Below are 18169 nucleotides of genomic sequence, written 5' to 3'. Positions count from 1 at the left end.
GGACGAGCCGCGCGATGGCGCGGCCCCGCCGTCGAAACCTTCGCCGCCGCCGAACCCGTTCGCCGACGACCCGCGCGACGCGGCGCTGTCCTCGCCCGCGCCCAAGCCCTCGGCGCCGCCGGCCAATCCGTTCGCCGACGATCCGCGCGATGCGCCGCCGTGGGAACGGCCGGCGCCGGCTGCCGCGCCGCAAGCGGCGGTCGAGGCTCGATCCCACCGTGTGGAGGAGCCGCAGACCTCTTATGCGAGCCGTCCTGAGCCGGCCGACTCGCCTGCGCAAGCCGCGCGCCGCGAAGCGCCGCTGTGGCCCGACGAAGCGCCCGTGCGCGAACCGCTGCGCGATCGCCCGGCGCCGGAACGCGAATCGGCGTCGCCTGGCCGCGAACCCCAGCGCGATGCGGACGCCGCATCCGAACGTTCCGCCGCACCGGCGCACGCGGCCGATACCCCGAGCCCGGCGCAAGCCGAGGCCACGCCAAAGCCTTCCGCACCCGCCGAACCGGCGCACCGCGAGCCGCCGCGCGAGGACATCTTCGCCGCGCCCGCTTCCGCCCCGATCACCATGCCCGCGCGCGCCGCCACCAATGCGGGCGGCGCGAGCATCGCCGACGACATGGCCTGGCACGCCATCGTCGACGCCAGCGGTTTGCGCGGCCCTTCGCGCATCCTCGCCGAACATGCCGGCTTCGTCGCTTATGCCGATGGCGTGCTGACCTTGGCGCTGGGCCCGAACGACGAACATCTGAAGGCGCCCGCGCTGATCAAGATGGTCGCCGACGCCTTGGCCTCGCGGCTGGGCGCGGCCCCGCAGATCCGTTTCGAAGCTGCCCAGGCCGGCGAATCGCTGCACGCGCGCAACCAGCGCGCGCGCGACGAGCGCCAGGCCAACGCCGAGGACATGTTCATGAACGATCCGCAGGTGCGCCGGCTGATCGACGACTACGGCGCCAAGGTCGTGCCCGACTCGATCCGCCCCTTCGACGAACCCTGAGCCCGACCGGCGGCCCGGCCGCGCCCTTGCGCCAGGCCGGGGGCGGCCCCAATCCATGACTGACCTCGCGCCGTGGCAGACTCGCGGCGCGCGATTCATCCCCAGACTTACGTTCACGACACACGACAAGGCAGGACCACCATGCGCGGCAACATCGCCCAACTCATGCAACAAGCGCAGAAGATGCAGGAAAACGTGCAGCGCGCTCAGGAAGAACTGGCCAAGATCGAAGTCACCGGCAGCGCTGGCGGCGGCATGGTCAGCGTGACCGTCACCGGCCGCATGGAGTGCCGCAAGGTGCGCATCGATCCCAGCGTGCTCGGCGACCAGGAAATGGTCGAGGACTTGATCGCCGCGGCGTTCAACGACGCGGTCAACAAGATCAACCTGGAATCGCAGAGCAAGATGTCGGCCGCCACCGCCGGCATGCCGATGCCGCCGGGCATGAAGCTGCCGTTCTGATCACCGCCACGACTTCGGACGCATCGACATGGGATTGCACATCGGCCTCACCGCCGCGGCGGTCGCCGCCGCACTGCTCGGCCTGGACCTGTACACCACTTGGGCGATCTGGCGCGAGCCGGACCTGACCGGCGCGCAGAAGGGCATCCAATCGGCCTTCGTCTGGCTAGTGCCGCTGCTCGGCGCGATCGTCTGCCTCAACGTGGTGCGGGCGATGAACCGCGAGCCGGCCGCGCGCAGCACCTTCACCATTTCCGAGTGAACGCCGCGCCCGCCGCCGCCGGAAGCGCGCGCGCATGAGCAGCGCGCTGCTGGAACAACTGATCGACGCGTTCCGGGTGTTGCCGGGCGTGGGGCAGAAATCGGCGCAACGCATGGCCTACCACGTGCTCGAACGCGAGCGCGCCGGCGGCCAGCGTCTGGCCGATGCGCTCAGCGAGGCGATCGAGAAGATCGGCCATTGCGCGCGCTGCCGCGATTTCAGCGAGACCGAGGTCTGCGCCACTTGCGCCAGCGCCTCGCGCGACGCGCATCTGCTGTGCGCGGTCGAGTCGCCGGCGGATCGGTTGGCGATCGAGCAGGCCACCGGTTATCGCGGCCTGTATTTCATCCTGCAGGGGCGGCTGAGCCCGCTCGACGGCATCGGCCCGCGCGAGTTGGGCCTGGACAAGTTGGCCGATCGCTTGGCCGAGGGCGAGGTGCAGGAATTGATCATCGCCACCAATCCCACCGTGGAAGGCGAGGCCACTTCGCATTACCTGGCTCAGCTGGCGCGGCAGCATCAGGTCAAGCCGAGCCGGCTGGCGCATGGTGTGCCGTTGGGTGGGGAGCTGGAGTATGTGGATCGGGGTACGTTGTCGCATGCGTTTGGGAGTCGGACCGAGGTTTAGCGCGGCGCGCGGCCCTCATCCGCCCTGCGGGCACCTTCTCGCGCGAACGCGAGAAGGTGGCAAGAGTTGAATTCGCGAATCCGCGATTGGGTGAAACCAACGCCGCGGCGATTGGTTGTAACGTAATCGCCGACTTCCACAGCCCGATTCCGCCATGACCGACACCACCATCTTCGGCAAGATCATCCGCCGCGAACTGCCGGCCGACATCGTCTATGAAGACGACGACCTGATCGCGTTCCGCGATATCGCCCCGCAGGCGCCGGTGCATGTGTTGTTCGTTCCGAAAACCCCGATCGCCACGCTCAACGAGCTCAAGCCCGAACAGGCCGCGATCGTCGGCAAGCTCGCCCATGCCGCCGCGGCGTATGCGCAGCGCGAAGGCTTCGCCGAGAACGGCTATCGGGTGGTGATGAACTGCAACGGCGACGGCGGTCAGACCGTGTTCCAGTTGCATCTGCACTTGCTGGCCGGCGCGACCCTGGGCCGCTTCGGCACTCCGCGCTGAGCCATCGCTGCTGTTCCCCCCCCTTTGAAAAAGGGGGGTTAGGGGGGGATTTGCTCTTCCCGCCAGCAAAAGCAAATCCCCCGGCGCAGCCCCCGCGCCCACGCTTCGTACATCCTCAGCGCCAGCCCCCTTTTGCAAAGGGGGCGACGGTTCACGGCGCAATTGCGTTATCGATCGCCCAAAACGACCAAAGGCGCTTTCGCGCCTTCGGTTCGCATCGCCCATCGCAATGGCTTATCGCCCGCGACTCACCACCAGCCCCACCACGGCCACGGCGCCGGACGTTCGATCACCTCCACCTGCTGCCGCACCGGCCACAGGTACACCACTTCGGCTTCCAGCCGCGGGAAGCGGTAGTCGTATTCGCCGATGCGGCGGTTCTCGTAGCCGGCGATGCGGCCGGTGAAGGTCACTTCGCGGTTCTTCTCGAACAAGGCCGGATCGTAGAAACCGGTGCGGCAGGCCAGGAAGCGGCCGCCGGTGTCGTCGGTGGCCCAGTACGGGCGCGCGGTGTCGCCCAGGCGGGTCGAGATCATTTCGAAGCAAGTGCGGTTGGCCAGGGGTTCGACCTTGACGATACGGCCGCCCCAACGCACCACCGAACCGGTGCTGTCGGTGGCCGCCGCGTCGGACGGGGTGAGGGCCGAGAACGCCCCCTGCAGCGGTTGGGGCGCCGTGGCGCAGGCGCTGAGCAACGCGGCGCCGGCGGCTAGCAAGACAAGACGGAGCTTCATCGACGTTCTCCAGTGCGGCCGGGACGGTGCGCGCGTAGCGCCCTGACCAGTTCGTTGCGCAGTTCTCGGGCCTCGCGCCGCCCGGGTTGGCTCTCAGCGTAACGCCAATCGCTGAAATGTTGGCTGAGCCGGAGCAGGCTTATGCCCAAATCGGGCCGCGCCTTTCCGACGCGTTCAGCCCAGGCCAGCGCCGGCTCGTGCGGCTCGCGCTCAAGGCCCAGCTTGCGGTAGCGCCGGCCCAGCGCCTGCCAGGCCCGCAGCACCGGGTCGCGCTGGCGCTCGCCGCGGCTGCTGAGCCAGATCATCCAGGCGCCGGCGGCGCTGGCGAAGATCACGAACAGCGCCACCAGCTTGCCGCCGTCGAGGCGGTCGATGCCGAACGGCTGCAACAAGCGCTCTTGCCGGCTGGCGTCGAAGCCGAGCACGAAGTCGTTCCAGCCGCGGCGCAGCCAATCGCTGAGGTTGAACAGCGGCGTGGCACCGCCGATGCCGCCGAACAAACCGCCGGCGCCGGGCGCGCGATCGGCCAGGGTGTCGTAGATGCGTTCCGGCGCGACCGCCGCGGTCGGATCGACCCGCACCCAGCCGCGCCCTTGCAGCCACACCTCGGCCCAGGCGTGGGCGTCGGAGCGGCGCACCAGCCAGTAACGGCCGACCGGGTTGTAGTAGCCGCCGGCATAACCGGTGACCACCCGCGCCGGAATCCCGGCCGCGCGCATCAGCACCACGAACGAGGAGCTGAAGTGTTCGCAGAAGCCGGCCTTGTAATCGAACAGGAATTCGTCGACCGAGTGCCGGCCCAGCAGCGGCGTTTCCAGGGTGTAGACGAAATCGCGGCGGATCATCGCCAGGGCGCGATCGACCAAGGCGGCGTCGTTGGCGCCGAGTTCGCTGCGCCACTGCCGGGCCAGGGCGAGGGTGCGCGGGTTGTAGCCTTGCGGCAGTTCCAGCGCGGCGCGGCGCAGCACCGAACGCAGTTCCGGCTCGTACGCGGCCGGCGGCGAGGAGCGCAGCCGCCAACGGCTGAGCGCGCTCAGCGGGCGCTGGGCGTAGATGCCGTAGTCCAGCGACAGCTGCGCGTTGGACGGCGCTTGCAGCGGCAGATCCAGGGCGACGAACTGGCGGTCGTCGGTGGGTTCGACTTCCAGTTCGTAGTCCCACAGCGTCGCCGCCGGCTTGAACGGCGCGGCGGGGATGGTGCGGAACCAGCGCGGCTGGGTCCACACGCGCCCATCGAAGTTCCACAGCACCGGCCCGCGCCAGTACATCTGCGAGGTCGGCGGCGCGGCGCCGTTGAAGTGCGCGCGCAGGGTCACCGTCTCGTCGTTCATCAGATCGACCATCGAGCCCGGTTCCATCCGGTCCGACAGCCCGGGCCGGGCCAGCGCGCGTTCGGGCACGCCCCACAGCGGCGAGCCCAGCCGCGGAAACAGCCAGAACACCGCCAACGCCAGCGGCAGGCCGATGCCGATCAAGCGGCCGATCGCCAGCAAGCGCTGGCCGTGCGACAACGGCGGTTCGGCCGCGCGGCCGGGTTCGATCCGCGATTCCAATTCGGCCAGACGCTGCAAACTCGCCAGCGCGAACACCGCCGCGGCCAGGCCCAGGGTCAGCGACAACGGGCCTTGATCGAGCAGGAAGGTGGCGAACGGGCCGAACAGGGCGAAGCCGATCAGGCTGCGCGCATCGCGCAGGGTGTAGGTCTCCGACGGCTTGAGCGCGAACATCGCCGCGAGCAGGGCGCAGCCGGTGTCGCGGCCGATCGCGAAGCGGGTCATGGCCAGCACCGCGCCGACCAGCGCGATCACCATCAGCAAGCGCAGCAGCGCCGGCAACGGCTTGCGCCAGGACAGCACGCCCACGCCGAGGCCGGCGGCGGCGATCGCCAGCGCGATCTGCGGCGGCAACTGCAGCAGCAGCGGCAGCAGGCAACTGGCGCCGGCCAACAACGCCCAGCGCCGCGCGGCCGGTTCCAGCGGCACTGGCACCTTCGGCTCAGCCATGCGGCATCAGCGCCAACGCGCGCAGGCAGGCGTGACGGTGCGCGGCGCCGTTGCCCGGGCCGAGCGCGGGCTGGTTCGGCAGGCTCAAGCGATAACGGCAGCCGTCGCGTTCGGCTTCGTCGATCCAGCGCGCCAGCCGCGAGATCCGCGCCTCTTGTTTGAGGCCGGTGAGCCGATGCCATTCCAGCTCGACGTCGGCGCCCAGCGGTTGTTCGTACTCGCGCACCAGCAGCATGTCGCGCCGCGCCGAATGCTTCCAGGCGATCGCCCGGCGCGGGTCGCCGTGGCGATAGGCGCGCAGGTGATGGACGTCGTCGCCGCTGGGATGCAGGCGGGTGACGGCCTGATCGCCGCCGCCGACCGGCAGCGGCGGGCCCTGCGCTTCCGGCGCGGGATACACCAGCAGCGGCGCTTCCGGCCACAGATGCGACCACGCCCGCGCCAGGCCCAGCGGGCGGGTGGTGGAGATGCGCAGCTTGGGCAGATCCAGCCAGCCGCGTTGATGGGTGGCGATGCGCAATTCGGCTTCGCCCGCGCCTTGCTCCAGATCCAGCCGCGCCGGCTCGGCGCCGAGCGCGCCGGCATCGTCCACGCGCAGGCCGCGGCGGATCCGGTCGGGCGCGGCGCGCGCATGCACGCGCACCCGCAGCGGCGTGCCCGCGGGGACCGGTTCGGCGTCGACGGCGACGATGCTCAGTCCGGTCAATTGCAATTGCGCCGCGATCAGGCTGGCCAGACCGGCGCCGGCCAACAGCAAGGCCAGCAGGAAGGCGGGGTTGTTGTTGTAGTTCAGTGCGCCCAGCAGCATCGCCGCGAGCAGTCCGCCGTAGAACGCGCCGAACGCGGTCGGCAGCACGTAGATGCGGCGGCGGTCGAACCGCGCCGGCAACGGCTCGGGCCGGCGCGGCCGGGTCAGCGCGAGCATGCGCGCGCGCATCGCCCGCACATAGCGTCCACGCAGCCGCGACAACGCCGACGCGTGCTCGGAATCGCTGTCTTGCCGGGCCGCCATCGCCGCGCTCAATCCACCGCCACCGCGTACAAGATGGATTTGGCGATGTCGGCCACCGCATCGGCTTCGGCGACCAGGCGGTGCGAGGCGACCGCGGCGAACAGCGCCTGCACGTCTTCGGGCACCACATGCGCGCGGCCGAGCAGCAGCGCGTAGGCGCGCGCGGCGCGCAACAGCGCTAGGCCGGCGCGCGGCGACAGGCCCACGCGCACGCCCGGATGTTTGCGGCTGCGCGCCAGCAGCGCCTGCACGTAAGCGATCAAGGCTTCGCCGGCATAGACCGCATCGACCGCGCGGCGAATCGCCAGCACGTCCTCGCTGCTCAGCAGCGGCTTGGTCTGGGCGATCAGATCGCGGCGGTCGGCGCCGGCCAGCAGATCGCGTTCGGCGGCTTCGTCGGGATAGCCCAATTGCAGGCGCAGCAAGAACCGGTCGAGTTGCGAGTCCGGCAGCGGATACGTGCCCGACAGATCGACCGGATTCTGGGTGGCGATGACGAAGAACGGATCGGGCAGCGGATGGGTGCGGCCGTCGACGGTGACTTGGTGCTCGGCCATCGCTTCCAGCAGCGCGCTCTGGGTGCGCGGCGGCGCGCGGTTGATTTCGTCGGCCAGCAGCACCTGGGTGAACACCGGGCCGGGGTGGAACTGGAACTGGCGCGAGGTCGGATCGAACACCGACACCCCGACCACATCGGCCGGCAGCAGGTCGGAGGTGAACTGCACGCGCTGGAACTCCAGGCCCAAGGTGGCGGCCAGCGCGTGCGCCAGGGTGGTCTTGCCCAGTCCGGGCAGATCCTCGATCAGCAGGTGGCCGTCGGAGAGCAGCGCGACGAAGGCCAGCCGCACCGCCTGCGCTTTGCCCAAGACCAGATTGTTGACCTGCGCCTGCGCTTGTTCCAGGGCCGTGCGCAGGCCATCGGTTAGGATGCTGGCGTTGCTTGCGGGGGTCTTGCCTGCGCTCATCGGGCCTGCCGTCATCGTGCGTGGATCCTGAGTCTGTAAGGTCGGCCCTGCGGCCGCGGAAGTGGCAGCGCGGATCGCCGCATGATCGCGTGCGGTCCGCCGCCGAGGCAGCCCGAAACCGGTACCACACCCGGCTTCTGGGATGCGCGTCAACAAACCGCGGCCGTGGCTGCGTCCCCGTGCGCGTATCGCCCCGTGGCGGCGCAGGCGGTGGCGCGGAACCGCGCGAACCGATGCCGCCGCGGCGGGTCGAAATCCATCCAGAGTGTAGCGAGGTCGGGTGCCGATGCGGGACAAGCAAGAAGCCAGCGCGATGCGCAATCTGTTCTGGGCGCTGTGGACGCTGGTGCTGCTGCTCAAGCTCGCCGTCGCCGCCAAGTTGCCGTTGTTCGTCGATGAAGCGTTCTATTGGCAGGAAGGCCGTCACCCGGCCGCCGCGTACTCGGACTTGCCCGGACTGACCGCGTGGCTGGCGCGGCTGGCGGTGGAGTTGGGCGGAACCAATACGCTGGCCTTGCGCGCACCGTTTTTGTTGATCGCCGCCCTGGTGCCGTGGCTGCTGGCGCGCATCACCGCGCGCGAATACGGCGAGCGCAACGGCTGGATCGCCGGCTGCTACGGCTTGCTGCTGCCGTTGTCCGGCACGCTAGGCGTGCTGGCCTTGCCCGATCCGATGATGGCGCTGGCCACCTTGTTGTGCATGGACGCCGGCGCGCGCCTGCTGCGCCAGGTCGATGCGGGCAGCGCGGTCGAACTCGCCGCGGGTTTGGCGCTGGGCGCGTTGAGCCACTACCGCTTCATCGCGGTGATCGGCGTGGGCTTCGTGGTGTTGATGCTGCTGCCGCAGGGGCGGCGCGCGCTGCGCGATGCGCGGGTGCTGACTGCGCTGGCGATCGGCGCCTCGGCCTGGGCGCCGTTGGTGGCGTGGAACCTGGACAACGCCGACGCGGGGCTGCGTTTTCAGTTGGTCGACCGCCACCCGTGGTCGTTCCATCTGGACGGGTTGTGGTTCGTCGCGATCCAGGCCTTGCTGGCGACGCCGCTGTTGTTCGCCGCGTTGATGCTGGCCGGCTGGCGCGGCGCGCGCGATGAATCGGCGGTGACGCGTTACTTCGCCTTGCTCGGCGGCCTGGTGGTGCTGGGTTTCTTCGTACTCGGCTTCTTCGCCGACACCGAGCGGGTCAGTTTCCACTGGCCGCTGCCGGGCCTGCTGGCGTTGCTGCCGTTGTTGCCGATGGTGTTGTCGCGTTGGCCGGAATGGTTGCGCGGTTTGACCGCGGGCTTGGCCGGCGTGGCGGTGTTGGCGATGTTGGGTTACTACGTCGCCGTATCGATTCCGGACCTGCGCGCGCGCAGCGCCGGCGAGAAATGGTATCCGTCCAACTTCGCCGGCTGGGATGAGCTGACCCGCGCGGTGCGCGCGCGCCAGCAGGCGATGCCGGCGGGCACGCGCATCGTCGCCGACAACTTCAAGGTCGGCGCCGAACTCGGTTTCGCCCTCGACGATCCGCGCATCGCGGTGCTGGACCATCCGATCAACCACAAACACGGCCGCGCGCCGCAGTTGCGGCTGTGGGGTTTGCAGCGTGCCGGCCGCGCCGATTGGGGCGATGGGCCGGTGCTGTTGGTGGTCGGCGCGACCGAGGTCGAATACAAGAACCTGTTGCAGCGCTATCACGACTTGTGCGCGATGGTCGGGCCGTTGCCGCCGGCGCAGTTCGTCAACATCGATCACGGGCGTCAGCGTTTCGCCTTGTTCGCCTTCGACGGCGCGCCGCGCACCGGCGCCTGCACCACGCCGTCGATGGCGTGGATCGATACGCCGGCGGCGGGGCACAAGGTCGGGCGCAGCTTCGAAGTCGCCGGCTGGGCGTTCAAGGACGGCGTGGGTTTGCAGCGGGTGGAGGTGATGCTCGACGGGCGGGTGGTGGCGCAGGCCGAATACGGCGCCGAGCTGCCGGGCGTGCGCGATTACTGGAAGCTCGCCGACGGCCAGCGTTCCAACGATCCGCAACATCCCAAGGTCGGATTCCGCGCCCAGGTCTCGCTCGATGCCGAAGCGCCCGGACGCCATTGGCTGGGCCTGCGCCTGCACGGTCGCGACGGCAGCATCGAGGACTGGGCCGAGCAGCCGATCGAAGTGCGGCGGCGCTAGTAGGGCCCGCCAACAAAACCGCGCAACTTACCCACCGTCATTCCGGCGCAAGCCCGAATCCATCCGACCGTCATTCCAGCGAAAGCCGGAGTCACCCGGCCGTCATTCCGGCAAAAGCCGGAACCATCCGACCGTCATCCCGGCAAAAGCCGGAACCATCCGACCGTCATCCCGGCGAAAGCCGGAATCCATCCGGCCGTCATTCCGGCGAAAGCCGGAATCCATTTTGATTTTGCTCTTCTCCGCCCCGGAGTCAGGCTGCTTGCCGGCGACTGTCAATCGCTATCGCGCCGGCACTCACGGCAGCGCATAACCCGCTTCACGCAACAGCCGAGCCGTCGCAATCAACGGCAACCCGATCAACGCAGTCGGATCGCGCGATTCGATCGCCTCGAACAACGCGATCCCTAAGCCTTCGGACTTGAAACTGCCGGCGCAGTCGTAAGGCTGCTCGGCATCGACGTAACGCGCGATTTCCGCCGCGCTCAACGCGCGAAACCGAACCACAGTGGTGTCCAGCGCAGTCAGTGGCGGCCGGCCGTGGCGGGTGACGCACAAGCCGGTCAGGAACCGCACTTCGCGCCCCGACATCGCCGCCAGTTGCGCCAGCGCGCCGTCGCGGCCGCCGGGCTTGCCGATCGGCCGGCCGTCGAATTCGGCGACCTGGTCCGAACCGATCACCCAGGCCTGCGGATGCAGCGCGGCCACCGCCTCGGCCTTGGCCACGGCCAGACGGGCGGCCAGGGCCAGCGGCACCTCGCCGGGCTGCGGGGTTTCGTCGGTGTCCGGGCGCGCGGTATCGAAGGGCAGGCCGAGCCGGGTCAGTAGTTCGCGCCGATAGACCGAAGTGGAGGCGAGCAGAAGCGGGGCGGACATGGCGGGGCTCGAAGGCGGGGAAGGGCGCAGCCGGTCGGTGCGGGCGGCCGGCGGTTCAGGTTGGGGCGGCGGAGCGCCGGCTCGCGGCCGGCCCGGTTCAGGCCAGCGGCGCGCGCGCCTGCTCGATCTTGTTCAGCTGCTGCTCGATCCGGCCGCGCGCATCGTCGATCGAGGCGCGCACCTCGGCCAATTGCGACAGGCTGGCCTGGCGGCCGTGGTCGCGCAGCCACAGGCGCTGGCGCAGCATCTCGCGCATCGCCTCGCCGACCGGGTCGCGGCCCTCGTCGCCGGCGACCGCTTCGATCTCGGCCCGGGCCGCGCGCAGCCGCGCTTCCAGCGCATCGGCGGCGTCCAGGACCTCGCGCACCGCGCGTTGACGCCGCAGCGGGCGGTACAGGGCCAGGCCCACCGCCGCGGCCGCCAGCACCGCCAGAATCATGAACAGGAGGTTGATCAAGCCGGGACTCGACGCGGGGACAATGGCCGGAAGTCTGCACGTCCGCCCCGGCCGGCGGCAAATCCCTGCCCGGTCGGGGGCTTACGGTTTGACAGCGCCCCGGTCGGTCTCTAACATTCCGCGGCTTATGTCAGCCGATGTGCCACCTGGGCGGGTGCCCGATCTTCTGGATGCCTGGCGCCTGGTGGCTTCACGGCGCGGCGTGGAAGGCCGTCTGCCGTTGTCGGCGCTGACCCGGTTGCAAGGCGTACTGCTCGATACGCAGGGCTTCGTTGAGTATTCGCTGGATTTCGACAGCGATGAACTGCAGGTGCCCTACGTCGAGCTGAAGATCGACACCGAATTGCCGTTGCTGTGCCAGCGCACGCTGGAGCGGTTCCTGTTCCCGGTTCAGATTCTCCAGCGACTGGGGCTGATCCGCGAGGAGGCCGACGAAGCCGCGCTGCCGCCGGGCTACGAGCCGCTGCTGATGCCCGAAGACGGCATGCTGCGGGCTTCGGAGCTGGTCGAGGACGAGCTGATCCTGGCCGTGCCGGTGGTGCCGATGTCGCCGGGCAGCGAAGCCGTCCAGGCCGACTGGCCGGCGCCGCAGGCCGAGCAGGACAGCGTCAACCCGTTCGCGGCGTTGGCCTCGCTGAAAAAAAACAACTGACGCAAGTTTCGTTTCAAATCGTTCCACTCCGACCTGCAGGCGAGTCAGCAAGCTCCTGCTAATCGGGCTTACGCTATCCACCTCAGGTTTCCACCGCTTTTCCGGAGCAAGACCATGGCTGTCCAGAAGTCCCGCGTTTCCCCGTCCCGCCGCGGCCAGCGCCGCGCCCACGACGCGCTGACCAGCAAGCAGCTGGCCACCGACCCGACCACCGGCGAGACCCACATCCGCCACCACGTGACCGCCGACGGTTACTACCGTGGCAAGAAGGTCATCGACACCAAGTCCAGCGTTGCCGACGAAGAGTAAGCCTCTTCCGACACGCCGCGCCGCGCGCTGGGAGTAGCGCGCGTCGCCGCCGATCTGGGCCGGCAACGATGTCCGAGAACATCGCGCCGGCACCGATCGGACCGTCCCTGCTGACGATCGAGCAGGCAGACGCGTCCGCATGACAACAGACCTGCGGCCGCCGCGGCTTCGTACTACCGCCAGCGTTTGCTGGCGGTCCTGTTTTCCGGTGGCTCATCGCAGCGGCGTCGGCTCGGCCGATTCCCGCCGCGACAGTCGCCACACGGCAACTCCGCGGAGTGGTGATGACAGATCGGATTTACGCCCGTATCGCGGGCACCGGCAGCTATCTGCCGGAAAAGGTGTTGACCAACGCCGACCTCGCCGAATTCGTCGAGACCAGCGACGAGTGGATCGTCAGCCGTACCGGCATTCGCGAGCGCCACGTCGCCGCGGAAGGCGAGACCACGGTCGATCTGGCCTACCACGCTTCGCTGCGCGCGCTCGAAGCCGCCGGCGTGGATCCGGCCGAGATCGATCTGATCGTGTTCGGCACCACCACCCCGGACCTGATTTTCCCGTCCAGCGCCTGCCTGCTGCAGCACCGCCTGGGCGCCAACGGCTGCCCGGCCTTCGACGTCAACGCCGCCTGCTCGGGCTTCGTCTACGCCCTGACCGTGGCCGACAAGTTCGTCCGTTCCGGCGCGGCCAAGACCGTGCTGGTGGTCGGCTCGGAAACCCTGACCCGGATGCTGGACTGGAGCGACCGCGCCACCTGCGTGCTGTTCGGCGACGGCGCCGGCGCGGTGGTGCTCAAGGCCGACAGCGAAACCGGCATCCTCAGCACCCATCTGCACGCCGACGGCGGCAAGAAGGAACTGCTGTGGAACCCGGTCGGCGTGTCGGTCGGTTTCAAGCCGGAAGAACACAACGCCGGCGTCAAAGTGCTGATGACCGGCAACGAAGTGTTCAAGCACGCGGTCAAGGCGCTGGATTCGGTGGTCGAAGAGACCCTGGAAGCCAACGGCCTGGATCGCCACGAGATCGATTGGCTGATCCCGCATCAAGCCAACCTGCGCATCATCGAAGCCACGGCCAAGCGCCTGGACATGCCGATGGAGCGGGTGATCGTCACCGTCGACCGTCACGGCAACACCTCTTCCGGTTCGGTGCCGCTGGCGCTGGACGAAGCGGTGCGTTCGGGCAAGGTCCAGCGCGGCCAGCTTTTGCTGCTTGAGGCCTTTGGCGGCGGTTTCACCTGGGGTTCGGCGCTGCTGCGTTACTAATGCGGCAACAGGGGCGCCCGCTCCTGCGACGGAGCAAGCCCCTGGCCAGGACGCCCACGCGCGTGCTGGCACGCGGCGACCGTCACGCACAGGACTCGCGTCATGGTCACCCGATTGTCGATGCAAGGCCGCACGGCCTGGCTTAAATCCTACGGCGGCGGCAGCCGCCGTCTTCGTTTGCGCGCGCTGGAACTGACTGCGCGCCGGCTCGGCGTGCCCGCGTTGCGGCCGCCGCCGCATCGGGTCGGCGCGGGCGCGCGCGAAACCGAGCAGCGCCGCCTGCTCGAACTGGCCGCGTGCGAGGTGCGCGTGCCGAGCATTCTCGGCGAAGGCGACACCTACCTGTTGCTCAGCGATATCGGCGAAACCTTGTCGGCGCGGCTGCGCCGTTCCAGTCCCGATCAGGCCTATGCATTGGTCCATCGCGCCGCGCGCACGCTGGCCGATGCGCACGCGCGCGGCGGTTACATCGGTCAACCGCTGGCGCGAAATCTGACCATCGACGAACACGGCCGGATCGGTTTCATCGATTTCGAAGAAGATCCCGGCGAAGTCATGAGCGTGCAGCAGGCGCAGATCCGCGATTGGCTGATCTTCGCCGCCGGCACTTCGCGTTATTTCCGCGATCCCGATCGCGAACTCAGCGCGATCATCGCCGAGTCGCTGCGCGGCGAGGCCGAGGAAGTGCGTCGCGGCCTGGGCGACGCCGCTGATCGGCTCGGTTTCGTCGAATCGGTCGCCGGTTGGTTCGGCCGCCGCGCGCGCGGTTTGGGCGGCGCGGTGCAGGCGCTGCGGCGCGCGGCGTGGGTGTGGGCGCTGGTGGCGGTGTTGATCGGCTTGGGCGTGGATTTCGCGCCTGATCGCGAGCTCGATTCGGTCAAGCAAATGGCCGAGTTGATCGACTGAGCCTGGCTGCAAGGTCGCCGCGATGCCGCATTGCCCCCTGTAGGAGCTGCGCAAGCTGCGACCGCGAAACCTCGCTTGCGTCGCAGGCGCGATGTCGCGGTCGCAGCTCGCGCAGCTCCTACAGGCAGCGGGCCGGGCAACGCCTGGACGTGCCGGCGCGCTCGAAACCACCGATCGCGCACAGCCGCTCGCGTCACTTTGCGACGCGGCGTGACGCCGTACCGCCGAGTACAGACGCTGGCCACTTTTCGCCCGTATCATTCGCGCTCCATATCGATTCGGCAGCACGCGTGAGCGATCAGCGACTTTCTTTCGTCTTTCCGGGCCAAGGCTCGCAATCGCTGGGCATGCTCGCCGAGTTGTCGGAACTGCACCCACAGATCCGCGAGACCTTCAGCGAAGCCAGCGACGGCGCCGGCGCGGACCTGTGGGCGCTGAGCCAGGGCGGTCCGGAAGAAATGCTCAACCGCACCGAATACACCCAGCCGGCGTTGTTGGCGGCCGGCGTGGCGGTGTGGCGTCTGTGGCAGGCCCAGGGCGGCGCGCAGCCGGCGCAATTGGCCGGCCACAGCCTGGGCGAATACACCGCGCTGGTCGCGGCCGGCGCGCTGACCCTGCGCGACGGCGCGCACCTGGTGCGCCTGCGCGGGCAGTTGATGCAGGACGCCGCGCCGGCCGGAGTCGGCGCGATGGCCGCGGTGCTCGGCGCCGAGGACGCGCTGGTCGAGGAAATCTGCCAGGCCGTGTCGGGCGCCGAGGTGGTGGTGCCGGCCAATTACAACTCGCCGGGGCAGATCGTGATCGGCGGCCATGCCGGCGCGGTCGACAAGGCCCTCACCCGGCTGGCCGAAGCCGGCGTGCGCAAGGCGGTCAAGCTGGCGGTGAGCGTGCCCTCGCACACCCCGCTGATGCGCGAAGCCGCCAACCGCCTGGCCGAAGCGATGGCCGGCCTGGACTGGCGCGCGCCGACCCTGCCGGTGATCCAGAACGTCGACGCCGAAAGCCACGACGACGTCGCCGCGATCCGCGACGCGCTGGTGCGGCAACTCTATCTGCCGGTGCGTTGGACCGGTTGCGTGCAGGCCCTGGCCGCGCGCGGCACCCAGCGCATCGCCGAATGCGGTCCCGGCAAGGTGCTTGCCGGCCTGGTCAAGCGCATCGACAAGGCCATCGACGGCCGCGCGATCGGCACGCCGGCGGAGTTCGAGACCGCCTTGGCGGATTGGCGCTGATCGCCCCCACAGATCCGGACCTCGCATCGCCCGCGATCCCTTGCGCTACTCAACATCGGCCCCAGCCTGTAGGCTGATCCGCGCCGAATCGTGGCGTGCGCGGGGGCGGGACGGGCAGGGCGCAGAACGCGTCCGCCGTCGCCGGCCGGCGAGGTCGCCACGAGCCAGCCATACGGAGTGAAACAAGCATGAGCAGCACCCCGCTTTCGGGCGAAATCGCGCTGGTCACCGGCGCCAGCCGCGGCATCGGCGCGGCCATCGCCGACGAGCTGGCCGCGCAGGGCGCGACCGTGATCGGCACCGCCACCAGCGAGTCCGGCGCCCAGGCCATCGCCGCGCGCCTGGCCGCGCACGGCGGCCACGGCCGGGTGGTCGACGTTGCCGACGCGGCCTCGATCGAGGCGCTTATCGACGGCGTGACCAAGGACATCGGCGCGATCTCGATCCTGGTCAACAACGCCGGCATCACCCGCGACAACCTGCTGATGCGGATGAAGGACGAGGACTGGCAAGCCATTCTCGACACCAACCTGAGCAGCGTGTACCGCACCAGCAAGGCGGTGATGCGTTCGATGATGAAGGCGCGCAAGGGCCGCATCGTCAATATCGCCTCGGTGGTCGGCGTGACCGGCAACCCTGGCCAGGCCAACTACGCCGCGGCCAAGGCCGGCGTGATCGCCTTCAGCAAATCGCTGGCGCGCGAGATCGGCAGCCGCGGCGTCACCGTGAACGTGGTCGCGCCCGGCTTCATCGACACCGACATGACCCGCGACCTGCCCGAGGACGCGAAGAAGGCCATGTTCGAACAGATCGCGCTGGGTCGCTTCGGCGAACCGGCCGACATCGCTCGCGCGGTGGCGTTCCTGGCCAGCCCCGGGGCGGCCTACATCACCGGCGAAACGCTGCACGTCAACGGCGGCATGTACATGCCCTAAAGCCTTGGCGTAGGCTAGTAAGCGATTGAACCCAAAGGGGTTTTGTAAAGGCCGGGGGCCGGCCTCGCGAAACCCCTCGATTCCATTAGACTATTCCATCGAAAAACCCCTCACGGGAGGAGCAGCATCCATGAGCAGCATCGAAGAACGCGTCAAGAAGATCGTGGTCGAACAACTGGGCGTCAAGGAAGAGGAAGTCACCAACAACGCTTCGTTCGTCGACGACCTCGGCGCGGATTCGCTCGACACGGTCGAGCTGGTGATGGCCCTCGAAGAAGAATTCGAGTGCGAAATCCCGGACGAAGAAGCCGAGAAGATCACCTCGGTGCAGCAGGCGATCGACTACGTCAAGGCGCACGTCAAGTCGTAAGGCGCCTGACGGATGCCGCGCGTGATTCAAACGCGCGTGGCGTTCGTGCGGTTACCGCATACAAGTGACAACTCGGGGCCGCATTGCGGCCCCGTGCTTTTAAGGCCGGTCAGTACGCCGGCGTAGCGTACGCAGACGGATACAACAGAGGTAAGGCCGCATGTCCAACCGTTCCTTCAACCGCCGTGTGGTCGTTACCGGCCTCGGTCTGATCTCTCCGCTGGGCAACGACGTCGTCAGCAGTTGGGACGGCATCGTCAACGGCCGTTCGGGCATCGGCCCGATCACCCATTTCGATCCCGCCGCGTTCACCACCCGCATCGCCGGCGAAGTGCGCGACTTCGACATCACCCGCTATGGGGTGAATTCGAAGGACGCCAAGAAGATGGACGAATTCATCCATTACGGCGTCGCCGCCACGTTGATGGCGCTGCAGGACGCCGGCATCACGGTCGACGATTCCAACGCCGAGCGCATCGGCGCGCTGGTCGGCTCGGGCATCGGCGGCCTGCTCGGCATCGAAGAGCAGACCATCAAGTTCCACGAGGGCGGCCCGCGCAAGATCTCGCCGTTCTATGTGCCCAGCACCATCATCAACATGCTGCCGGGGCAGATTTCGCTGATCACCGGCGCCAAGGGCCCGAACTTCTCCGCGGTCTCGGCCTGCGCCACCTCCAACCACTCCATCGGCGTGGCGATGCGCATGATCCAGTACGGCGATGCCGACGTCATGGTCGCCGGCGGCGCCGAGCGCGGCTCCTCGCCGACCTCGGTCGGCGGTTTCTGCTCGATGAAGGCGATGTCGACCCGCAACGACGATCCGACCACCGCCTCGCGTCCGTGGGACAAGGGCCGCGACGGCTTCGTGCTCGGCGACGGCGCCGGCATCCTGATCCTGGAAGAGTACGAACGCGCCAAGGCGCGCGGCGCGCGGATCTATTGCGAGCTGGCCGGCTTCGGCGCCAGCTCCGACGCGTTCCACATGACCGCGCCGAGCGAAAACGGCGAAGGTCCGGCGCGCTGCATGGCCGCGGCGTTCGCCGATGCCGGCATCAACGCCGATCAGGTCCAGTACCTCAACGCGCACGGCACCTCCACGCCGCTGGGCGATCTGGCCGAGACCTTGGCGATCAAGCGCGCGCTGGGCGACCATGCCTACAAGACCATGGTCAGCTCGACCAAGTCGATGACCGGGCACCTGCTCGGCGCGGCCGGCGGCGCCGAGGCGATCTTCTCGGTGCTGGCGCTGCATCACGGCATCATCCCGCCGACCATCAACCTGGAAGAGCCGGGCGAGGGCTGCGATCTGGACTACGTGCCCAACACCGCGCGCGAGGCCAAGATCGACGTCGCCGTCTCCAACGGCTTCGGCTTCGGCGGCACCAACGGCACGCTGGTGTTCAAGCGCGTCTGATCGCGCCTGCGTACGCCAAAGGCCCGCGCGGAC

At 68.9% G+C, this 18169-nt stretch carries 20 protein-coding genes; 14 read left to right on the top strand and 6 right to left on the bottom strand.

The genetic code is table 11. The annotated features are described in order from the left end of the window. From V7787_RS48440 to V7787_RS48420, 5 genes are all read left to right on the top strand, one after another. Positions 1 to 991, top strand: a 991-nt coding sequence (locus tag V7787_RS48440; RefSeq protein ID WP_442965372.1) for a DNA polymerase III subunit gamma/tau C-terminal domain-containing protein, incomplete at its 5' end; no start/stop codon positions are given. Between the two features lie 141 nt (positions 992 to 1132). Further along, on the top strand, positions 1133 to 1453 hold the full coding sequence (locus tag V7787_RS48435) for a YbaB/EbfC family nucleoid-associated protein (protein ID WP_336094798.1): 321 nt from the start codon (positions 1133 to 1135) through the stop codon (positions 1451 to 1453). 28 nt (positions 1454 to 1481) lie between these two features. Beyond that, the gene (locus tag V7787_RS48430; protein WP_336094797.1) at positions 1482 to 1715 is read left to right on the top strand and encodes a hypothetical protein; all 234 of its coding nucleotides are present in this window, start codon (positions 1482 to 1484) and stop codon (positions 1713 to 1715) included. A 34-nt stretch (positions 1716 to 1749) separates the two neighbouring features. Beyond that, a complete protein-coding gene (gene recR, locus V7787_RS48425; protein WP_336094796.1) occupies positions 1750 to 2343 on the top strand; it encodes a recombination mediator RecR in 594 nt (197 codons plus the stop codon). Positions 2344 to 2497: 154 nt separating this feature from the next. Continuing rightward, complete coding sequence (locus tag V7787_RS48420) at positions 2498 to 2851, top strand: histidine triad nucleotide-binding protein (RefSeq protein WP_336094795.1); 354 nt, start codon at positions 2498 to 2500, stop codon at positions 2849 to 2851. Between the two features lie 248 nt (positions 2852 to 3099). On the opposite strand, the gene V7787_RS48415 is transcribed toward V7787_RS48420, so the two are convergent. Genes V7787_RS48415 through V7787_RS48400 form a run of 4 tightly spaced genes read right to left on the bottom strand, consistent with a single transcriptional unit; the run spans position 3100 to position 7514 of the window. Continuing rightward, complete coding sequence (locus V7787_RS48415) at positions 3100 to 3585, bottom strand: Slp family lipoprotein (protein ID WP_336094794.1); 486 nt, start codon at positions 3583 to 3585, stop codon at positions 3100 to 3102. Beyond that, complete coding sequence (locus tag V7787_RS48410; protein WP_336094793.1) at positions 3582 to 5588, bottom strand: transglutaminase TgpA family protein; 2007 nt, start codon at positions 5586 to 5588, stop codon at positions 3582 to 3584. The genes V7787_RS48415 and V7787_RS48410 overlap by 4 nt, the downstream gene beginning before the upstream one ends. After that, on the bottom strand, positions 5581 to 6600 hold the full coding sequence (locus V7787_RS48405) for a DUF58 domain-containing protein (RefSeq protein ID WP_336094792.1): 1020 nt from the start codon (positions 6598 to 6600) through the stop codon (positions 5581 to 5583). The genes V7787_RS48410 and V7787_RS48405 overlap by 8 nt, the downstream gene beginning before the upstream one ends. An 8-nt stretch (positions 6601 to 6608) precedes the next feature. Further along, entirely contained in the window at positions 6609 to 7514 is a 906-nt protein-coding gene (locus V7787_RS48400; RefSeq protein WP_442965373.1) for an AAA family ATPase, read from the bottom strand. A gap of 337 nt (positions 7515 to 7851) precedes the next feature. On the opposite strand from V7787_RS48400, the gene V7787_RS48395 reads away from it, so the two are divergent. Continuing rightward, positions 7852 to 9720, top strand: a complete 1869-nt coding sequence (locus V7787_RS48395) for an ArnT family glycosyltransferase (RefSeq protein ID WP_336094790.1) — start codon at positions 7852 to 7854, stop codon at positions 9718 to 9720. A gap of 297 nt (positions 9721 to 10017) precedes the next feature. Here V7787_RS48395 and V7787_RS48390 read toward each other — a convergent pair whose 3' ends face one another. Then, a complete protein-coding gene (locus V7787_RS48390; RefSeq protein WP_336094789.1) occupies positions 10018 to 10596 on the bottom strand; it encodes a Maf family protein in 579 nt (192 codons plus the stop codon). Between the two features lie 97 nt (positions 10597 to 10693). Next, entirely contained in the window at positions 10694 to 11053 is a 360-nt protein-coding gene (locus tag V7787_RS48385; protein WP_336094788.1) for a hypothetical protein, read from the bottom strand. A gap of 154 nt (positions 11054 to 11207) precedes the next feature. On the opposite strand from V7787_RS48385, the gene V7787_RS48380 reads away from it, so the two are divergent. The 8 genes from V7787_RS48380 to fabF all read left to right on the top strand — a co-directional run bounded on the left by V7787_RS48380 (position 11208) and on the right by fabF (position 18136). Further along, the gene (locus V7787_RS48380; RefSeq protein WP_336094787.1) at positions 11208 to 11705 is read left to right on the top strand and encodes a YceD family protein; all 498 of its coding nucleotides are present in this window, start codon (positions 11208 to 11210) and stop codon (positions 11703 to 11705) included. Positions 11706 to 11819: 114 nt separating this feature from the next. Then, positions 11820 to 12014 (top strand): 50S ribosomal protein L32, encoded by a 195-nt coding sequence (gene rpmF, locus V7787_RS48375; protein ID WP_336094786.1) that lies wholly within the window; start codon positions 11820 to 11822, stop codon positions 12012 to 12014. Between the two features lie 284 nt (positions 12015 to 12298). Continuing rightward, on the top strand, positions 12299 to 13279 hold the full coding sequence (locus tag V7787_RS48370) for a beta-ketoacyl-ACP synthase III (RefSeq protein ID WP_336094785.1): 981 nt from the start codon (positions 12299 to 12301) through the stop codon (positions 13277 to 13279). A 102-nt stretch (positions 13280 to 13381) separates the two neighbouring features. Then, positions 13382 to 14185 carry a hypothetical protein gene (locus V7787_RS48365; protein WP_336094784.1) on the top strand — a complete coding sequence of 268 codons (804 nt, stop codon included), beginning with the start codon at positions 13382 to 13384 and terminating at the stop codon, positions 14183 to 14185. 290 nt (positions 14186 to 14475) lie between these two features. Then, positions 14476 to 15417: an ACP S-malonyltransferase gene (gene fabD, locus V7787_RS48360; RefSeq protein WP_336094783.1), complete on the top strand. Its 942-nt coding sequence runs from the start codon at positions 14476 to 14478 to the stop codon at positions 15415 to 15417. A 188-nt stretch (positions 15418 to 15605) separates the two neighbouring features. Then, complete coding sequence (fabG, locus tag V7787_RS48355) at positions 15606 to 16352, top strand: 3-oxoacyl-ACP reductase FabG (RefSeq protein ID WP_336094782.1); 747 nt, start codon at positions 15606 to 15608, stop codon at positions 16350 to 16352. 130 nt (positions 16353 to 16482) lie between these two features. Continuing rightward, the gene (gene acpP / locus V7787_RS48350) at positions 16483 to 16722 is read left to right on the top strand and encodes an acyl carrier protein (RefSeq protein ID WP_031373652.1); all 240 of its coding nucleotides are present in this window, start codon (positions 16483 to 16485) and stop codon (positions 16720 to 16722) included. A 160-nt stretch (positions 16723 to 16882) separates the two neighbouring features. Then, positions 16883 to 18136, top strand: coding sequence for a beta-ketoacyl-ACP synthase II (gene fabF, locus V7787_RS48345; protein WP_336094781.1), 1254 nt, complete (start codon positions 16883 to 16885; stop codon positions 18134 to 18136). The last annotated feature ends 33 nt before the right edge of the window (positions 18137 to 18169 follow it).

Source organism: Pseudomonas sp. CGJS7 (genome assembly GCF_036961695.1).
This window is presented reverse-complemented; position numbering and strand designations above follow the sequence as displayed.

Bases quoted from the DNA above. Each gene is read 5' to 3' on its own strand.
- V7787_RS48435 (WP_336094798.1), top strand. From the start codon at position 1,133: ATGCGCGGCAACATCGCCCAACTCATGCAACAAGCGCAGAAGATGCAG.
- V7787_RS48430 (WP_336094797.1), top strand. From the start codon at position 1,482: ATGGGATTGCACATCGGCCTCACCGCCGCGGCGGTCGCCGCCGCACTG.
- recR (WP_336094796.1), top strand. From the start codon at position 1,750: ATGAGCAGCGCGCTGCTGGAACAACTGATCGACGCGTTCCGGGTGTTG.
- V7787_RS48420 (WP_336094795.1), top strand. From the start codon at position 2,498: ATGACCGACACCACCATCTTCGGCAAGATCATCCGCCGCGAACTGCCG.
- V7787_RS48415 (WP_336094794.1), bottom strand. From the start codon at position 3,585: ATGAAGCTCCGTCTTGTCTTGCTAGCCGCCGGCGCCGCGTTGCTCAGC.
- V7787_RS48410 (WP_336094793.1), bottom strand. From the start codon at position 5,588: ATGGCTGAGCCGAAGGTGCCAGTGCCGCTGGAACCGGCCGCGCGGCGC.
- V7787_RS48405 (WP_336094792.1), bottom strand. From the start codon at position 6,600: ATGGCGGCCCGGCAAGACAGCGATTCCGAGCACGCGTCGGCGTTGTCG.
- V7787_RS48395 (WP_336094790.1), top strand. From the start codon at position 7,852: ATGCGGGACAAGCAAGAAGCCAGCGCGATGCGCAATCTGTTCTGGGCG.
- V7787_RS48390 (WP_336094789.1), bottom strand. From the start codon at position 10,596: ATGTCCGCCCCGCTTCTGCTCGCCTCCACTTCGGTCTATCGGCGCGAA.
- rpmF (WP_336094786.1), top strand. From the start codon at position 11,820: ATGGCTGTCCAGAAGTCCCGCGTTTCCCCGTCCCGCCGCGGCCAGCGC.
- V7787_RS48370 (WP_336094785.1), top strand. From the start codon at position 12,299: ATGACAGATCGGATTTACGCCCGTATCGCGGGCACCGGCAGCTATCTG.
- V7787_RS48365 (WP_336094784.1), top strand. From the start codon at position 13,382: ATGGTCACCCGATTGTCGATGCAAGGCCGCACGGCCTGGCTTAAATCC.
- fabG (WP_336094782.1), top strand. From the start codon at position 15,606: ATGAGCAGCACCCCGCTTTCGGGCGAAATCGCGCTGGTCACCGGCGCC.
- acpP (WP_031373652.1), top strand. From the start codon at position 16,483: ATGAGCAGCATCGAAGAACGCGTCAAGAAGATCGTGGTCGAACAACTG.
- fabF (WP_336094781.1), top strand. From the start codon at position 16,883: ATGTCCAACCGTTCCTTCAACCGCCGTGTGGTCGTTACCGGCCTCGGT.